14 protein-coding genes and 1 tRNA gene are annotated in these 15,394 nt (G+C 67.0%); 3 read left to right on the forward strand and 12 right to left on the reverse strand.

What is annotated here, in order from left to right; translation table 11 throughout:
* The first annotated feature begins 16 nt into the window (after positions 1 to 16).
* Positions 17 to 1,123 (forward strand): serine hydrolase, encoded by a 1,107-nt coding sequence (locus tag ASG17_RS10490; RefSeq protein ID WP_235560406.1) that lies wholly within the window; start codon positions 17 to 19, stop codon positions 1,121 to 1,123.
* Between the two features lie 50 nt (positions 1,124 to 1,173).
* On the opposite strand, the gene ASG17_RS10495 is transcribed toward ASG17_RS10490, so the two are convergent.
* Genes ASG17_RS10495 through ASG17_RS10515 form a run of 5 tightly spaced genes read right to left on the reverse strand, consistent with a single transcriptional unit; the run spans position 1,174 to position 5,191 of the window.
* On the reverse strand, positions 1,174 to 1,974 hold the full coding sequence (locus tag ASG17_RS10495; protein WP_056102769.1) for an MBL fold metallo-hydrolase: 801 nt from the start codon (positions 1,972 to 1,974) through the stop codon (positions 1,174 to 1,176).
* Positions 1,971 to 2,753: a TatD family hydrolase gene (locus ASG17_RS10500; RefSeq protein WP_056102772.1), complete on the reverse strand. Its 783-nt coding sequence runs from the start codon at positions 2,751 to 2,753 to the stop codon at positions 1,971 to 1,973. The genes ASG17_RS10495 and ASG17_RS10500 overlap by 4 nt, the downstream gene beginning before the upstream one ends.
* Positions 2,747 to 3,721, reverse strand: a complete 975-nt coding sequence (locus ASG17_RS10505) for a DNA polymerase III subunit delta' (protein ID WP_056102773.1) — start codon at positions 3,719 to 3,721, stop codon at positions 2,747 to 2,749. The genes ASG17_RS10500 and ASG17_RS10505 overlap by 7 nt, the downstream gene beginning before the upstream one ends.
* Positions 3,718 to 4,344 carry a dTMP kinase gene (gene tmk / locus ASG17_RS10510; RefSeq protein WP_056102776.1) on the reverse strand — a complete coding sequence of 209 codons (627 nt, stop codon included), beginning with the start codon at positions 4,342 to 4,344 and terminating at the stop codon, positions 3,718 to 3,720. The genes ASG17_RS10505 and tmk overlap by 4 nt, the downstream gene beginning before the upstream one ends.
* Positions 4,345 to 4,393: 49 nt before the next feature.
* On the reverse strand, positions 4,394 to 5,191 hold the full coding sequence (locus ASG17_RS10515; protein ID WP_056102780.1) for a septal ring lytic transglycosylase RlpA family protein: 798 nt from the start codon (positions 5,189 to 5,191) through the stop codon (positions 4,394 to 4,396).
* A 74-nt stretch (positions 5,192 to 5,265) separates the two neighbouring features.
* On the opposite strand from ASG17_RS10515, the gene ASG17_RS10520 reads away from it, so the two are divergent.
* Both ASG17_RS10520 and ASG17_RS15210 read left to right on the forward strand, forming a co-directional pair.
* A tRNA-Ser gene (locus ASG17_RS10520) sits at positions 5,266 to 5,352 on the forward strand.
* Positions 5,353 to 5,456: 104 nt separating this feature from the next.
* Complete coding sequence (locus tag ASG17_RS15210) at positions 5,457 to 6,092, forward strand: FkbM family methyltransferase (protein ID WP_082496184.1); 636 nt, start codon at positions 5,457 to 5,459, stop codon at positions 6,090 to 6,092.
* A 20-nt stretch (positions 6,093 to 6,112) separates the two neighbouring features.
* Here ASG17_RS15210 and ASG17_RS10530 read toward each other — a convergent pair whose 3' ends face one another.
* From ASG17_RS10530 to ASG17_RS10560, 7 genes are all read right to left on the reverse strand, one after another.
* Positions 6,113 to 7,273, reverse strand: coding sequence for a hypothetical protein (locus ASG17_RS10530; RefSeq protein WP_056102787.1), 1,161 nt, complete (start codon positions 7,271 to 7,273; stop codon positions 6,113 to 6,115).
* Positions 7,274 to 7,329: 56 nt separating this feature from the next.
* Complete coding sequence (locus ASG17_RS15215; RefSeq protein WP_156367803.1) at positions 7,330 to 7,977, reverse strand: sulfotransferase; 648 nt, start codon at positions 7,975 to 7,977, stop codon at positions 7,330 to 7,332.
* 4 nt (positions 7,978 to 7,981) lie between these two features.
* Entirely contained in the window at positions 7,982 to 9,115 is a 1,134-nt protein-coding gene (locus ASG17_RS10540; protein WP_082496186.1) for a DUF563 domain-containing protein, read from the reverse strand.
* A gap of 148 nt (positions 9,116 to 9,263) precedes the next feature.
* Positions 9,264 to 10,727, reverse strand: coding sequence for a M20/M25/M40 family metallo-hydrolase (locus ASG17_RS10545; protein ID WP_056102795.1), 1,464 nt, complete (start codon positions 10,725 to 10,727; stop codon positions 9,264 to 9,266).
* Entirely contained in the window at positions 10,724 to 12,742 is a 2,019-nt protein-coding gene (locus tag ASG17_RS10550; RefSeq protein WP_056102798.1) for a S9 family peptidase, read from the reverse strand. Before ASG17_RS10550 ends, ASG17_RS10545 begins: the two co-directional genes overlap by 4 nt.
* The gene (locus ASG17_RS10555) at positions 12,742 to 14,019 is read right to left on the reverse strand and encodes an amidohydrolase family protein (RefSeq protein ID WP_056102801.1); all 1,278 of its coding nucleotides are present in this window, start codon (positions 14,017 to 14,019) and stop codon (positions 12,742 to 12,744) included. Before ASG17_RS10555 ends, ASG17_RS10550 begins: the two co-directional genes overlap by 1 nt.
* Entirely contained in the window at positions 14,016 to 15,350 is a 1,335-nt protein-coding gene (locus ASG17_RS10560; protein ID WP_056102804.1) for an amino acid permease, read from the reverse strand. The genes ASG17_RS10555 and ASG17_RS10560 overlap by 4 nt, the downstream gene beginning before the upstream one ends.
* Between the last annotated feature and the right edge of the window lie 44 nt (positions 15,351 to 15,394).

The following is a 15,394-nucleotide window of genomic DNA, read 5'->3' on the forward strand; positions in this document are numbered from 1 at the left end:
TTTGACGACCCCAGCTATGGCGCATGAGGTTCCGAACGCCGCTGCGGTCGAGGCGATGGCCCGTCAGGCCATGGCCTCGACCGGCGCGCGGGGCCTGGCCATCGCGGTGATCGACGACGGACAGGTCGCGTCGGTCGGGGCGTGGGGCGAGCGGAATGAGGCGGGTGATCCGCTGACGACCGACACCGTCATGTACGGCGCGTCGCTGACCAAGGCCGTGTTCGGCTACCTGGTGGCGCAGCTGGAGGAGGAGGGGGCTCTGGGGCTGGATCAGTCCATCGCCGACATGCTGCCCCGGCCGCTGACCGACTACCACACGCCCGATATCGTCAACCGCTATGCCGACTGGAGCGCGCTGGATGAGCGGTGGCGGCAGATCACGCCACGCATCGCCCTTACGCACAGCACCGGCTTCGCCAACTTCGGCTTTACCGAGCCGGACGAGAAGCTGCATTTCCACTTCGATCCCGGCGCTCGCTTCGCCTATTCGGGCGACGGCCTGATCACCCTCCAGTTCGCGCTGGAGGAGGGGCTGGGACTGGATGTCGGGGCGGAGGCGCAGCGGCGAATCTTCGACCGGTTCGGAATGACGAACACCAGTCTGATCTGGCGGCCCGACTTCGGCGTTAACCTTGCCGACGGCTGGGACGCCGAGGGCGCTGTCGAGCCACACGACGAGCGCAGCAGGGTGCGCGCCGCCGGATCGATGGACACGACCATCAGCGACTTCGCCAGCTTCGCGGCGGCCTATGTGCGCGGCGACGGGCTGAGCGCCGCGAGCCGCGCCGGACTGACCCGGCCGCTGCTGCCGATCACCACGCACAGCCAGTTCCTGACGTTCCAGTCGGAGTTGCCGGTCGAGCAGCGCCGCGCGGATCTGGCGGCCGGTCTGGGCGTCGTGGTGTTCGGCGGGCCGCAGGGCCACGGCTTCTTCAAGGGCGGTCACAACAACACCACGGCCAACACCTGGCTGTGCGTCGAGGCGACGCGCGACTGCGTGGTGATCCTGTCCAACGACGTTCGAGCCGAGCCGGCGTTCGCGGGGCTGGTCCAGGCGATCTTGGGGGACACGGGCGCGCCGTACGACTGGGAGTACGGCTTCACGCCGAACGCGCCACAATAGGCGGCTCCCGCACGCCGATCTAGTTCGCGCCTAAGATATATTATGCGAAATCAGAGACGGGTGGTCAGGCGCATTCCGTCGAAGGCCGCTTCGACATTTGACGGAAGATCGGCACGTATCGCATTGTAATCGATGTCGATATGCAAATTTGTCAGCACGGCGCGCTTCACGCCGGACCGCGCGATCCATTCCAGGCTGCGTGCCACATGGGCGTGCGTCGGGTGCGGCGTCCAGCGCAGCGCGTCAACGATCCAGACATCGGCGGTCGAAATGATCTCGAAGGCTTCGTCCGGCACGTCGGACACATCGCTCGAATACGCCACGCCGCCAACCTTGTAGCCCACCGACCGGATCGGCCCGTGGGCGTGGTCGAAGGTCACGACCGGGATGTCGCCGCCCGGGCCGCTGATCGTCCAGGGCGCGCCGTGGCCCGGCAGACCTTGCGTCTCCAGCAGCGCCGGATAGCCGTGCTTGCTCTCGAAGATGTAGTCGAACCGCCGCGTCAGCGCCCCGTGCGTAGCCTCGTCCATGAAGGCCGGGATGCGCCGCCGCTCGTGCATGGCGAAGACGCGCAGGTCATCGATGCCGTGGGTCTGGTCGGCGTGGTCGTGGGTGTAGAGCACCGCGTCGACGCGGCTGACGCCCTCCGCCAGCGCCTGTTCACGCAGGTCCGGCGAGGTGTCGATCAGCACCTCCGTCACGCCGTCGGGGCCACGGCGCCGCGCCAGCGCCGCACAGCGCGTGCGCCGGTTCTTCGGTTCGGCAGGATCGCAGTCGCCCCAGTTGCCGTCGCCGCGCGGCACGCCGCCCGATGATCCGCAGCCCAGGATGACGAACTCCAGTTCGCTCATGCCGGCCTCGGAATTCGGTCGAACAGATTGAAGAAGGCGTCGGTCGTGCGGCGGTCCGCCTCCTCGGGCGACCATCCACGGATCTCGCCCAGCTTGGCCAGGACGTGGCCGACGTAGGCCGGCTCGTTGCGGCGGCCGCGATGCGGGATGGGCGCCAGATAGGGGCAGTCGGTCTCGACGATGATGCGGTCTTCGGGCATCCGCCGGATCACCTCTCGCACATCCTCCGCCGCCTTGAAGGTGGCGATGCCGGAGACCGAGAACCATGCGCCCAGATCGCTCGCAATTTCCGCCAGTTCCATACCGCTAGTGTAGCAATGCATGAGCATCCGGAACGGCCCGTCGGTGTGCATTTCCTTCAGGATGCCGGCCATGATGTCATCGGCCTCGCGCGTGTGGATGACCAGCGGCAGACCCGTGCGCCGGGCCGCCTCGACGTGAGCGCGGAATACGTCAGCCTGGGTCTCACGCGGGCTGAGGTCGTAGTGGAAGTCCAGGCCGCATTCGCCGATGCCGACCACACGTGGCCGCGCGGCCAGCGTCTCCAACGTCTCGGGCGTCAGGTCTGGCGAATGCCGCGCCTCATGCGGATGCACGCCCACTGTGCACCAGATGTCGTCGTGCGCCATGGCCAAGCCGTATGTGGCCTCGAACGTCTCCAGCCGGTCAGAGATCTCGACCATCAGCCCGACGCCAGCCGCGCGCGCCCGCGAGATGACCGCGTCGCGATCCTCATCGAACTGGGGTGCGTGGAGATTGACGTGGCTGTCGATCAGCATGCGCGCCGCCGTGTCCGTTCCAGATCGACGAGCGCCCCGGCCAGGGCGTCGCCCTTGTCCATGTTCAGGCCCGCCGCGCGCTCGCGCAGGTCGATCAGCCGCCGCCACAACTCGGCCCACTCGGCGCCCCCCTGCCCCTCGCGCGCCCGGCGGCCGACGGCGGCGCCCAGCCGCTCCATGACGCGATCGAACTTCTCGGCCCCCTCCCCGCCCCGGAAGCTGTCGGCGACGGCGAGAGCCTCGGCTCGGCCCACGCCCTCGCGCGTCCAGGCGTCGACCATCTGGTCCTCTTCCAGCGACGCGCCGGTGGCCAGGTGGATGGCCGCGCCGGGGCTGCCGCCGGCGGCATGCGCAATGGCCGGCGCCTCGTCATGGGGCACGCCGCGCCGCGTCAAAAGAGCCTCGATGTCCGCCTCGCTCCAGGTCGGAAAGGTCAGGCGGCGGCACCGCGAACGGATCGTCGCCAGAAGTCGTCCCGGCGAATGGGCGATTAGGAACAGCACGCCGCCCTGCGGCGGCTCCTCAAGAACCTTCAGCAAGGCGTTGGCGGCGTTGACATTCAGATCGTCGGTCGCGTCGACGATGGCGATGCGCCGTCCGCCCAGGCTGGAGCTATGAGCGAAGAAGTCCGGCAGTTGCCGCGCCTGATCGACCGAGATCGACTTCTTGACCTTTCCGCCTTCGACCAGCTTTTCCAGCACCAGCAGATCGGGGTGCGACTGGGCCGAGATCATCCGGCTGACCGGATCGTCCGGCCGTGCGCCCAGCGGGCCCCGGCTCGGATCCGGCGCGGCCCCCAGCAGCCGCCGCGCGGCGCGGTAGGCGAAGGTCGCCTTGCCCAGCCCTTCGACCCCGCACAGCAGCCAGGCGTGGTGCATCCGGCCCCGTTCCAGCGCATCCAGCAGGCTGGCCTCCAGCGGCGCCGCCGGAACAAGGTCGAAACGGTCGCGGGGGTGAACGTCGCTCACGTCAGCCGCGCCCTGACTGTTGCCCAGATGCGATCAGAGACCTTATCTACCGACCCGGTGGCGTCGATGACCGCGCAGCGCTCCGGGTGCATGGCGGCGATGGCCAGGAAGCCGTCGCGCAGGCGCTGGTGAAAGGCCATGCCCTTGGATTCGAACCGCGTCTCGGCCGCGCCGCGTCCCATGGCCCGCGCCAGCCCCGTCTCGACCGGCAGGTCGAACACCAAAGTCAGGTCCGGCTGGTCATCGCCCACAATCGCGGCGTCCAGCATCTCGATAAAGGCCGGCGCGACGCCGCCGCCCACGCCCTGATAGGCGCGGCTGGAATCGGCGAAGCGGTCGCAGATGACCCAGTCGCCGCGTTCCAGCGCAGGCCGGATCACCCGTTCCAGGTGGTCGCTGCGCGCCGCATACATCAGCAGCAACTCGGTCCGGGCCGACCAGGCGTCGCGGTCGCCGGAGACGACCAGCCCCCGGATGGCCTCGGCACCGGGGGAACCGCCGGGCTCGCGCGTTCGCACGACGCCGCGCCCCTCGGCCGTCAGCCGCTCGGCCAGGCGCGCCGCCTGGGACGACTTGCCCGTCCCCTCGCCGCCTTCCAGAGTGATGAACTTTCCGCGCTGCACCGGCCCATGATGAAGCCCGCGCCGCGCCGGGCCAAGGGCGTCCGTGGCCTCAGCGCCCGGAAATCAACAGGGCGTCGCGAAAGCCGCGCGCCACCACGCCCTGGCGCGCCTGTTCGGCGGTGTTGGCGTCGCTCCACGGACCCATGACAACGCGGAACATCGGGCGCCCGCCGACGTCCGCGCTCTGGACCGAGGCCTGGCCCAGGTCGGAGGCGGTGATGGCGGCCGCCTCGCGCGAGGCGAAGGCAGCCGCCTGGACCCAGAAGCGCTGATCCTGGCGGGGACGCGGCGTCGGCGGCTCGGCCGAGGCTTGCTCCAGCCGCACCCCGCCGCCGATCCGCGGCGCCGGCCCGACGTAGCGGACCCGCACCCGCCCCACGCCCCGGCTGATCAGCCCCAGCTCGGTCGCCGCGCCGCGCGACAGGTCGATGATCCGGTCGTCGACGAACGGTCCCCGGTCGTTGACGCGCAGCACGACTCGCCGCCCGTTCTCGACATTGGTCACCTCGACCAGCGCGGGCAGCGGCAGCGTCTTGTGCGCGGCGGTCAGGGCGTTCATGTCGAACCGCTCGCCCGTCGCCGTCGGCCGCCCGTTGAAGGCGTCGCCGTACCAGCTGGCCAGGCCCGTCTCGTCATAGTTCGGCTGTTCCGCCGGCCGGTACCAGCGACCGCGCACCTGATAGGGCCGCATCGTGCCGGAAACGATGGGCGCCGGGTCGGTGACGCGCGGCGCGCCCCCTGCCCGATCCTTGCCGCCGCCCACGCTGGCGCACGCGCTTAACGCCGCCATCAGCAGGGCGACGCACAGCGCACGGATCAGGCGGGGGGCCACGGCGGTCTGCACCATGCGCTGTTTATCGACCCAGAGGTTTCCGCTTTGGTTAACCGCACGCCCTGCGCTAAGACGCCGTCTCCGCGCAGGGACAGGTGGCCGAGCGGTTTAAGGCAGCGGTCTTGAAAACCGCCGTAGGTGTGAGCCTACCGTGGGTTCGAATCCCACCCTGTCCGCGGAGGCTGTACCTTCCCCTGTTCAACTGCAACCATCAACGCGATTGCTTGCTTCGGAACGGCCGCGCATGCAAGTGTCTACTGGTCGCGAACTAGGATGACGCATGTCACGCACAATCAGCTATTCAATGTTCGCTGAGGACATAATCGCCTCGAAATACCTTCGTGATGGTGAACAGCAGTTTTATGTTGATGTTGGGTGTTGTTTTCCAGTCGTCGCGTCGAACACGTACGGATTTTACGAAGCCGGTTGGCGGGGCATCTGCCTGGATGCCAACCCGGATGTCATTGAACCCTTTCGTCAGGCACGGCCTCGGGATACCGTAATCTGCACGGGCGTTGGCGGAGCGGCTGGAACGTTAACGTTCCACCGATTTGGCAATCCCGTTTACAACACATTCGATCCTGATCGCGCTGCTCGCCTGAAGCGTCGTAAGCCGCATGTTCCGGTGCTCGACCCAGTGGATGTGATCATTCGCCCGCTGACGGAAATCCTAATCGACGCATCCTGTCCGGAGCGGTTCGACTTTCTGAACATTGATGTGGAGGGCCTGGAATCAGAGGTCATTTCCTCTCTCGATTTCGAGAGGTTTCGTCCACGACTCATCGCTTGCGAAACGATCGTGAAGAACGTGCGCGAGGCGTTGGCGCTTCCTGTTGTTGGCCAGATCGAAGCATTGGGGTACAAGCTCGTCGGGATGACGGGGCACGACAGCTTCTTCATCGACGCCCAAAGATAGAGTCCTAAGTAGTAAGCCCCCTAAGGGAGAGCGGATAGGGCAGCCGGCTTATGGCTTCCCATAGTAATGAAGCGCGCGAGTTGCTCGCTGCTCAGGTCCCAGCCTAGCTCCTCGGCGACCCCCAAATACATTGGCGAGGTGATGATCATGTCTACGACGTCGGCTAGCAGCTCATTGTCGACCGGGAGAGTGTTGAAGCCACTCACTCGTCCGAAGTCCTCGAAATAAGCCTCCGGCGTGGCTTGGAATTTCACCAACTCGATGGGCTTTTTGCCGACTAAGCTCGCAATCATGCTGAAGCCGCTGTTGGTACTTAGGATCGTCTTGGTTGAAGCCATGCATAGCATCTCAACCATCGCCACCTGAATGGGGGTAAGGCCCTTCAGATACGACGCGAGCGTGATGATGCGATCCGCGCTCAGGTATCTTTTAAAATCACTGATCGCGTCGCTGTCGTCGCTGAATAGGAGCACGCGGCTGTCTGGGCCATGCGCGCGATTGAGCTGATCGACGTATGTGACGGCAGGGGCGCATTTGCGGATGTAGAAGGTGACCCAAGACAGCAGATGCGGGGAAATTTCATTCCGCTCAATCGACGCGCGGCCGAACTCTCCCAGGCGACCCACGATGTCACCACGGCGGTAATGCATACCAACGATATTCTGGAGATCCAGCTGCGCTTTGGCTGCCTCGACGCGCTCCGTGACAGTCTTGGAGAGCGGCAGCTGCTTGAACAGTTCGTGAAGTTCGGATTCGCACACATCCATCTTCTCACCGGCGAATATGAGCGGCTTGTAGCTGGTGTAGAGAATCGCGTCGCGGCCACCAAAGACATCGTCTCGCAGCCAACCTTTTAGCGCCTTCTTCTTCCATTTCGGCCGCTGATCTAGGCGGTCCAAATCATGCTCTGTCGGCGGTTTCCCATCGACAATCCTGATTTGCAGTTCCGGGAAAGCGCGCTCAAGAAGATAGAGGTCAAAGATTTGGCATGCCCTGAAATCGTGACCGAAGTAATCTGTCATGTTACCGGGAGTACCGGGCCAGAAGATCACCGTTTTGGCGCCGAACAACCTGGCGAACCGCCAAGACCAGAGCAGATTGAAGAACCTACCGCCCAAGCCGTCCCCTCGGCCAGCGAAGAAGTATTCAGGGGCGGCGGTCATTTCGGCGACGTCGGTCATGTCTGCACCAAGGAGGCGATCAACTGTCAGCCCTCAACGAGCCGAATTTGGGGGACTTACGGTGTGGCGTTACCGGGTGCCGACACACCGGCTTCGACACATATACGCGAGAGCCGGCCGTCGAGCGCTGTTCGAACGCGAGGTTGGTAGGTAGCGCCGAGGTAGGCGAGGTGGTTCTCATTCAACTGGTCGATCACTGCACCCATGTCCGGTGCCGCGACACCGCAGAATCGAGCGATGCTATCGATCCCTCGCTCCATGTCTCTGACGAGTTCGTCGTAAGACACAAAGAGGGTCGGAAGGTCCGTCGCAGCGGCGAACGCCGCCATCATCCGTTGAGCGCGCGCACCGCGCTCAATCCATTTGGCGAACTGTCGAGCATTGGCTGGATCACACCGGCGTCGGGCGACACTTACTGAGTCCTTTAGGACGAAGATGAAGCGAGGATCGGCGACCATTTCCGCGACACGCGGCAGCGAGCGGTGGAGAACCGGAAGCTTCCATCCCCAAATCGGCTGCTCTTCCTCAATGGATTTGATGAGCAGAGCGACAACATCCCAACGTTCGGCCAGGACAGCCCATTGAAGATAGGGGTTTTCGAAACGAGGCCCGCCCTTGCCCATGGGCACGCCAATGCTATCGCACACACCAGCGATCAATGATGTGCCGCCACGTGCAACGCCGGTAATAATGATCCCAGTCAACAGCTCAACCCTGCTGACCTGCGATCCGCCTCAGCGTTTCGGTGGAGATCTCGATGTCGCTGTTGCATCGGTTGCCCTTGCGATCGGGAACGGATTCGCGAGCCATCATCTGCGAATAGGCGAGGTCGAACATGTCGGAGAGACTGCGATAGGAGGTCACGCCTTGGTCATATCCTTCGGGCACGATCTCGATCACTCGAGTACCCGGTCGGCTGTAAACTAGATTGGTCAGGGCGGCGCCGTGGACCGCCACAATGAGATCGGCGTCCCGGAACGCCCTCACCTGCTCGATCATCGAGTGGGCGCCTGGATCGAAAACTTCTAGGCCCATAGCCGCCGCAATCGACAGCACGGCGTCTTCGTTGACCACGCGACGCATCTTGACGTCACCCCGTTCGACGTACAATGCACGAGGCGCGCGCGGCCACACTCCTTGGACAGAGGGATGGTTACCTAGCGCTTCGACGAGGCGCGGCGACAGATCGTAGCGACCTAGCGCCATGGGTGCCAAAAGCCGCATTCTCGCGATCCTTGTAGGCCCCACCAATGGCGCGATCTGACTTGGCGACACGCCAAAGAATTCGAGGCTTCGCCATTGGAAGTTGGCCAGCGGCGGCGGTGCAAAGATGGTGCTTTCGCCCAACTCCTGTATCGAAGCGATATTGGAGACATAGCGCAGGGTCCAGTTGAAGTAGTTGGCGGCCAGCCCCCAACCCAGCAGGATGCCGTCGTGCCGTTGGTATTCTGCCTCCGGAAGGGGCTGATCCAGCGGGTACGCCATTCCCTTGATGATCTTGCGCGCGGTCGGGCCATCAAGGAACGGGAAGGTCGATGCCAGCATGCCAGACGTGCGGACAGTCTCAGCAACTACATCGTTACCGACTGTCACGATCTGATATGGTGGATGGACGACAGCGTCTTCGAGCTCCGCGATCCATCGCGCCGAGTAGCGTGGCACCGCCCTGTAAGCCTGATCGAACCCTTTCCAAGTTTCCTGAAGCCCCGGGCCGCCCAAACCGGCATAATCATAGACCCCTTGGGTTCGGGTGTCCTTGAAAGGATCAGCAGCGGTTAACCGGAGATGCTCAAAGCGCGTCGCTAAATCGGAAATCGGACGAACTCGGAGCACGTCGCTCATGCGCAGGATCCTTTGTCTCGAAGCCGCCTCCCCAGGACACGGTCAAGGCAAGAATGACTTAGCGAAACAATGCCCGCGGGTGCAAAGGCAAATCGCCCTGAGCGGCTATCGACACGAACCATCGGAGCCGTGTCGCTGATTGCGCAAGCTAAAACGCCAACGCCCGCACCAAATCCGTCAGATAGTCCCGCCCCACATAGACGCTCGCCACCTCGACCCGTTCGTTGAGGCCGTGCTGGCCGTTGCCGTCGGGGTCGAACCATAGGCCGGTGACGCCGTAGACGGGGATGCCGGCGGGGGCGAAGTGGACGGCGTCGGTGGCGCCGGTGGACATGGCGGGGATGACGGGCACGCCGGGGAAGTAGCGGGCGGTTACGGCCTCGATCGGGCCGATCAGCGCGGGATCCAGCGGCGGCGGCGCGGCGGTCAGGGCGACGGGGTCGATCAGGGTGATCTGGACGCCCGGATCGGCGACGACCTGGGCGAGTGCGTCGCGGATCTCCTGCACGTCATGGCCGGGGAATATGCGGCAGTTGACGACGGCGGCGGCGCGCTGCGGCAGGGCGTTGTTGGCGTGGCCGCCCTCGATCATGGTGCCGACGCAGGTGGTGCGCAGCAGGCTGTTCAGGCCGCGATCCTGGGTCACGCGCGCCTCGGCGGCGGCGTCGGCCGGGTTCGCCGACAAGGCCTGCATCGCGGCGCCCAGCTCGCCGCCCATCACGGCGCCGGATCGCGCCAGATAGGTGCGGGTGGTGTCGGTCATCTCGATCGGGAAGTCGTGGTCGCGCACCTTCAGCAGGGCCTCGGCCAGCTGATAGATGGCGTTGTCGCGGATGGGGATGGAGCTGTGCCCCCCTGCGTTCGCGGTCGTCAGGCCATAGTCCTGATAGGTCTTCTCGCCCACCTGCAGGCTCTGGACGATCAGGCGGCCCTGCCCGTCCGTCTCGCCGCCGCCGCCTTCATTCAGCACGAAGTCGGCCTGGATCAGGTCGGGGCGGTTGGCGACCAGCCACTGGGCGCCGTTGAACGCGCCGCTCTCCTCGCCGCAGGTCAGGGCCAGCTTCAGCGTGCGGCGGGGCGTGCGGCCTTCGGAACGCAGGCGGGCCAGTATGTCGACCCAGACGGCGCCCAGCGCCTTGGTGTCCGCCACCCCGCGCGCGTAGAAATAGCCGCCCTCCTCCACTAGGGTGAACGGGTCGCGGGTCCAGTCGGCGCGCCGCGCCTCGACCACGTCCAGATGGGCCAGCAGCAGGATGGGCCCGCCGGCGGATCCGTCGCCGGGCAGCACGGCGACCAGGCCGCCGTTCTTCGGAAACTCGGGCGTCGAGAACAGTGTCAGCTGGTCATCGGTGAAGCCCGCTGCGCGCAGCCGCGCCGCCATCCGCTCGGCTGCCAGGGTGCAACTGCCGTTCGACAGGGTGGTGTCGGTCTCGACCAGTTCGCGGAAGGTCTCGCGGAAAGCCGTCTGGTCGGGCCGGAGGCGGGCGGCGTCGAAGGGCGGCACGCCCTGGGTCGTAATCGTCGGCGCGCTGACGACCTGCGCCGAGGCGGGCAGCGCAAGGCCGAGCAGGAGGCCGGCGGCGGTCAGGGCGGTGCGCAACGAACGGCTCATGATCCATCTCCTGCGGGGGTCGTGGGCGCCAGCCAGCGACCATACCAGTCCAGCTGGCGCTGCATGCGGTCCTGGATGTGGCTGGGGGTGACCAGGCCGTGGTTCTCGCCTGGATAGACCACCAGGCGGGTGGGCGTGCCGACCGAGCGCAGGGCCTGATACATCTGCTGGGCGCCGGTGCAGGGGACGTTGCTGTCCGCCTCGGCGCACAGGAACAGGGTCGGGGCCGTGACCTTACGCACCTCGTAGAAGGGCCGGCTGAGGCGGCGCCACAGGTCGGGCTGGTCCCACGGTGTTCCCAGCTCCAGCTCATAGTCGCGCGCGTACTGGTCGACACCGTAGCCGCCGAGAAAATGGCCCATGCCGGCGCCGCTGACGGCGGCGCGGATGCGGGGGTCGCTGACGATCATGTAGTCGGTCAGGATGCCGCCATAGCTCCACCCGCCGATGCCGATGCGGTTGGGATCGACCAGGCCGGCGTCGATGACGTGGGTGATCGAGGCGCTGACGTCCGCCACATCCGGCCCGCCCCAGTTGGCCATCTGGGCCTGGGCGAAGGCTTGCCCCCGCCCGGACGAGCCGCGCGGATTGACGCCGAGCACCGCATAGCCCTGGGCGGCGTAGACCTGCCAGTCGGGCATGAACTCGTGGCTGTACTGATAGACCGGGCCTCCGTGCAGCCGGACAATCAGAGGCGGTCTGGCGCCGGGTTGGGCGTCGTGCGGCAGGGTCAACAGGGACTGGATCACCACGCCGTCATGTTCGACGGCTAAGTCCTGCATCTCGGCCAGACGGCGCTGGGCCAGCCAGGGGTTGGCGTCGGCCAGGACTCGACGATAGGGCGTCAGGGCGTCCAAGCGCGCGGGCGTGCGCGGATCGCTGTCCAGCACGGCGATGCGTTCGCCGTGGGCCGCGAAGGCCGAAGCGAAGCGCGGTCCTTGGGTCAGATACTCGATCGCGCCCGTCGCTGGATCGATGCGGGCCAGCCAGGTGTCGCGATCCTGCTCGACCATCGCCAGGATCGACCGGCCGTCCGACGTCCAGTGTGGATTATAGAACCAGCGGTCGATCCAGCCGGGATGGTCGATCCGGCCGGTCTCCAGATCGGCGACCGCCAGTTGGAACGGCGCGTACCAGGTCAGGCGCTCGTCCCCGCCCTGCACCCAGACCAGACGACGGCTGTCGGGCGACCACTCCGGCCCGCCGGCGTCGTATTCCGGATCGGCGTCGCCGCCCTCGTGGACGCTTATCCGCGTGGGCTCGCCGCCCTCGGCCGGCATAACATAGACGTCCGAACAGATGTGACGGTCGGCCTCGGCGCAGCGCTTCGAGATGAAGGCGATGCGCGTCCCATCGGGCGACCAGCGCGGCGCCCAGTGGTCATAGTCGCCGTGTGTGATCTGCACCATCGCGCCGGTGGCCAAGGTGACGCGGAATAGATGCTGTCGTCGGTCGTCCAGCCAGTCGCGGCCGTCCTCGCGCGTCTGGAAGCGCTCGATGACGATGGGGCTCTGCGCATCTTCCGCCTGACCGACGCGCGCGCCGACCTCGGCCACGACCAAGGCGCTCAGACCGTCCGGCGACAGGGTGTAGTCGCTGATCCCGCCCGGCAGGTTGGTGACGCGCCGCCCCGCGCCGCCGCCCGTGGGCATGAGCCACAGCTGGCTCTCGTCGCTGGCGTCGGTGAGATAGGCGATGAAGCGGCCGTCGTCCGAGGGCTGCGGCGACCACTCACTGGCGACGCCGGTGTGGGTCAGAGCGCGCGGTTCGCCCCCGTCCCACGGAACGCGCCACAGGTCGCTTTGCTGGGCGTCGCCGTCCCCCTTGCCGGTGACGACATAGAACAGGGCCTGCCCGTCGGCCGTGAAGACCGGCTCGCTCAGGTCCCGCAACCGCCCCATGTCCTCGACGGAGAAGGGCTCCAGAGAAGCCCCCGTCGACGTCTGTCCGGCGGCGGGCCCAGATGCCAGCAGGGCGGTGACCAGGGTCAACAGGGCCGCCCCGCCCTGGCGCATCAGCGGTTCACCAACTCGCCGGACTTGATGACGGCCTTCACGTCCATCAGCAGGGCGATGTTCTGAAGCGGATCGCCCTCGACCGCGATCATGTCGGCGAACCGGCCGGGTGCGACGGCGCCGACACGGTCGCTCCACCCCATGGCCTCGGCCGCGACGGAGGTGGCGGACTGGATCGCCTGCATCGGCGTCATGCCGTAGCGGACCATATAGGGAAACTGCCGCGCGTTCTGGCCCTGCGGATAGACGCCGCTGTCGGTGCCGTAGGCGATCTTCACCCCGGCGGCGACGGCGCGGCGGAAGCCTTCGCGCTGGGCGTCCGTGGTCTCGCGGTTCTTGCGCAGGGTTTCGGCGGGCCAGCCGTCACGCGTGCCGACCTCGTCGATGTAGTCGCCGTTGTAGATGTCCGCGACCAGCCAGACCGGCCGGTTCCGCATCATGGCGATGGCTTCGTCGTCGATCAGCGAGCCGTGCTCGATGGTGCGGACGCCGGCGCGGACGGCGGCCTTGATGCCCTCGGCCCCGTGGGCGTGGGCGGCGACGAAGGCGTGACGGACGGCGGCCTCCTGGACGGCGGCATGCACCTCTTCTTCGGTCAGCTCCATCTGGCCGGGCTCGGTGCCGACGGTCAGGACCGCGCCGGTGACGATCAGCTTCAGGAAGTCGACGTGGTGCTGGAACAGCCAGGCGGCGCGCAGGCGGACGTCGGCCGGGCTGGTGACCACACCGCGCCGCATCTCCTCGGGGATGACGACGTCGGGGGCCAGGCCGGTGATCTCGCCGCCGCCGCCGGGCGTGGTGATGTAGGCGCCGGCCACCGCCATGCGCGGTCCCTCGACCCGGCCGTCGTTGATGGCGTCGCGCAGGGCCACATCGCCCAGTGCCCGCCAGGTGCCGACATCTCGCACCGTGGTGAAGCCCGCATTCAGTGTCAGACGGGCGTTGCGCACGCCATACAGGACGTCCTCGGCCGCGCTGGTCAGCAGGGGATCGGCGACGTGCGCGCCCTGATCGCCGCCGACCAGATGGGTGTGCATGTCGATCAGGCCGGGCAAGACCGTAAAGGCGGACCAGTCGGTGACCGGGCCGGTCGCGGCGGCCGGATTATAGGGCGCGACCGAGGTGATGCGGCCATCCACATAGCCGATCAGCTGGTCTGTCAGGACGCGCCCCGCCACCACATCGACCAGCCGCCCGGCGCGCACGAAGCCGGTCTGGGCGAAGGCGGGCGCCGCGACGAAGGCGAAGGTCAGGGCCAGGATGAGGACGCGGATCATACGGAAGGCTCCGACACACGGCGCGCGGCCAGGGCGCGGTTGACGGCGTACCAGACGCCTCCGACGGCCAGCAGCGCCAGGCCCCACAGCCCCGCCTCCGGCCCGGCCCCGACCAGGGCGCCGATGGAATAGAGACCACCCAGCAGGCCTATGATCCCCAGCAATACCGAGCCCGTCATCTTCCGCTTCGCCATCAGCCACAGCAGGGCGGCCGAGCTGGCCAGATAGGCGACCAGATTGGCGTTGGTGGCCAACAGGATGAAGAAGGTGAACAGCTCGCCGGTCGAGCGGCTGAGGTTGGTCAGGATCAGGGCGGTCAGCAGGCTGCTGGACAGGATGTGCGCCCGCACCGGCACGCCGCGCGACGACAGCTTGGCCAGGAAGCCGGGGAACTGCCCCTCGCGGGCCATGGCGTACGGCATCTCGCCCTGCATCATCACCCAGCCGTTCATGGCGCCCAGGGCGCTGATCACCGCGAAGGCGGCCACGACCTTGCGCGCCATGTCGGCCCCGGCGCCGGGCCAGTAGCGGGCCACGAAGTCGGCTAGGGGCGCGGGCGATCCGGCTGTTTCGGCGGCCGGCATCAGCAGGATCACCGCGCCGCAGACGGCCAGATAGATGACGCTGGCGATGGCGGTGCCCAGCAGGGTCGCGCGCGGAATGGTCCTGGACGGGTCCTTGACCCGTGCGGCGGGGATGGTCGCCGATTCCAGACCCAGCAGGGCCCACAACGTCAGGGCCGCTGAGGCGCCGATGGCCGGCAGGGTCAGGTCCGACAGATTCAGCGGCGGCGGCGGCGGCGCGTTCCCACCGCCCAGGACCAGCGCCGCCAGCACGATCACCGCCGCCAGCGGCAGCACCTTCAGGATGGCGGTGACCAGTTGCACCCCGCCCGCCGAGCGCACGCCCATGCAGTTGACGAAGGTCAGCAGCCAGACCAGGCCGCATGCCGTCAGCGCCCCGGCCACGGGATGCTGCAGCCCCGGCGCCAGAACGCCCAGATAGCTGACCGTCGCCACCGCCAGACCTGCGTTGCCGACCCAGGTGGCGATCCAGTAGCTCCACGCCACCATGAAGGCGGTGGCCGGGCCGAAGGCGGCGCGGGCGTAGGCATAAGCCCCGCCCTCCAGCGGCAACCGGCGCGACAGGGCGGCGAACACCCCGGCCAGACACAGGCCGCCGGCGATCGTCACCAACCACCCGATGATGGCGTTCCATCCGTAGGGCGCCAGCGACGCGGGCAGCAGGAACACGCCGGAGCCGATCATGTTGCCGACGACCAGCGCCGTGCACATGGCCAGACCCAGCTGGGCAGTCTTCTCACGCGACATGACCGCCCTCCCCTAGGCTCGAAATCCGGCGGTCCGATTTACGC

The organism is Brevundimonas sp. Leaf363 (genome assembly GCF_001424025.1).
Lineage (GTDB): Bacteria > Pseudomonadota > Alphaproteobacteria > Caulobacterales > Caulobacteraceae > Brevundimonas.

Coding starts and splice junctions, on each gene's coding strand:
- ASG17_RS10490 (WP_235560406.1), top strand. CDS start 17: ATGGCGCATGAGGTTCCGAACGCCGCTGCGGTCGAGGCGATGGCCCGT.
- ASG17_RS10495 (WP_056102769.1), bottom strand. CDS start 1,974: ATGAGCGAACTGGAGTTCGTCATCCTGGGCTGCGGATCATCGGGCGGC.
- ASG17_RS10500 (WP_056102772.1), bottom strand. CDS start 2,753: ATGCTGATCGACAGCCACGTCAATCTCCACGCACCCCAGTTCGATGAG.
- ASG17_RS10515 (WP_056102780.1), bottom strand. CDS start 5,191: ATGGTGCAGACCGCCGTGGCCCCCCGCCTGATCCGTGCGCTGTGCGTC.
- ASG17_RS15210 (WP_082496184.1), top strand. CDS start 5,457: ATGTCACGCACAATCAGCTATTCAATGTTCGCTGAGGACATAATCGCC.
- ASG17_RS10530 (WP_056102787.1), bottom strand. CDS start 7,273: ATGACCGACGTCGCCGAAATGACCGCCGCCCCTGAATACTTCTTCGCT.
- ASG17_RS10540 (WP_082496186.1), bottom strand. CDS start 9,115: ATGAGCGACGTGCTCCGAGTTCGTCCGATTTCCGATTTAGCGACGCGC.
- ASG17_RS10545 (WP_056102795.1), bottom strand. CDS start 10,727: ATGAGCCGTTCGTTGCGCACCGCCCTGACCGCCGCCGGCCTCCTGCTC.
- ASG17_RS10550 (WP_056102798.1), bottom strand. CDS start 12,742: ATGCGCCAGGGCGGGGCGGCCCTGTTGACCCTGGTCACCGCCCTGCTG.
- ASG17_RS10555 (WP_056102801.1), bottom strand. CDS start 14,019: ATGATCCGCGTCCTCATCCTGGCCCTGACCTTCGCCTTCGTCGCGGCG.
- ASG17_RS10560 (WP_056102804.1), bottom strand. CDS start 15,350: ATGTCGCGTGAGAAGACTGCCCAGCTGGGTCTGGCCATGTGCACGGCG.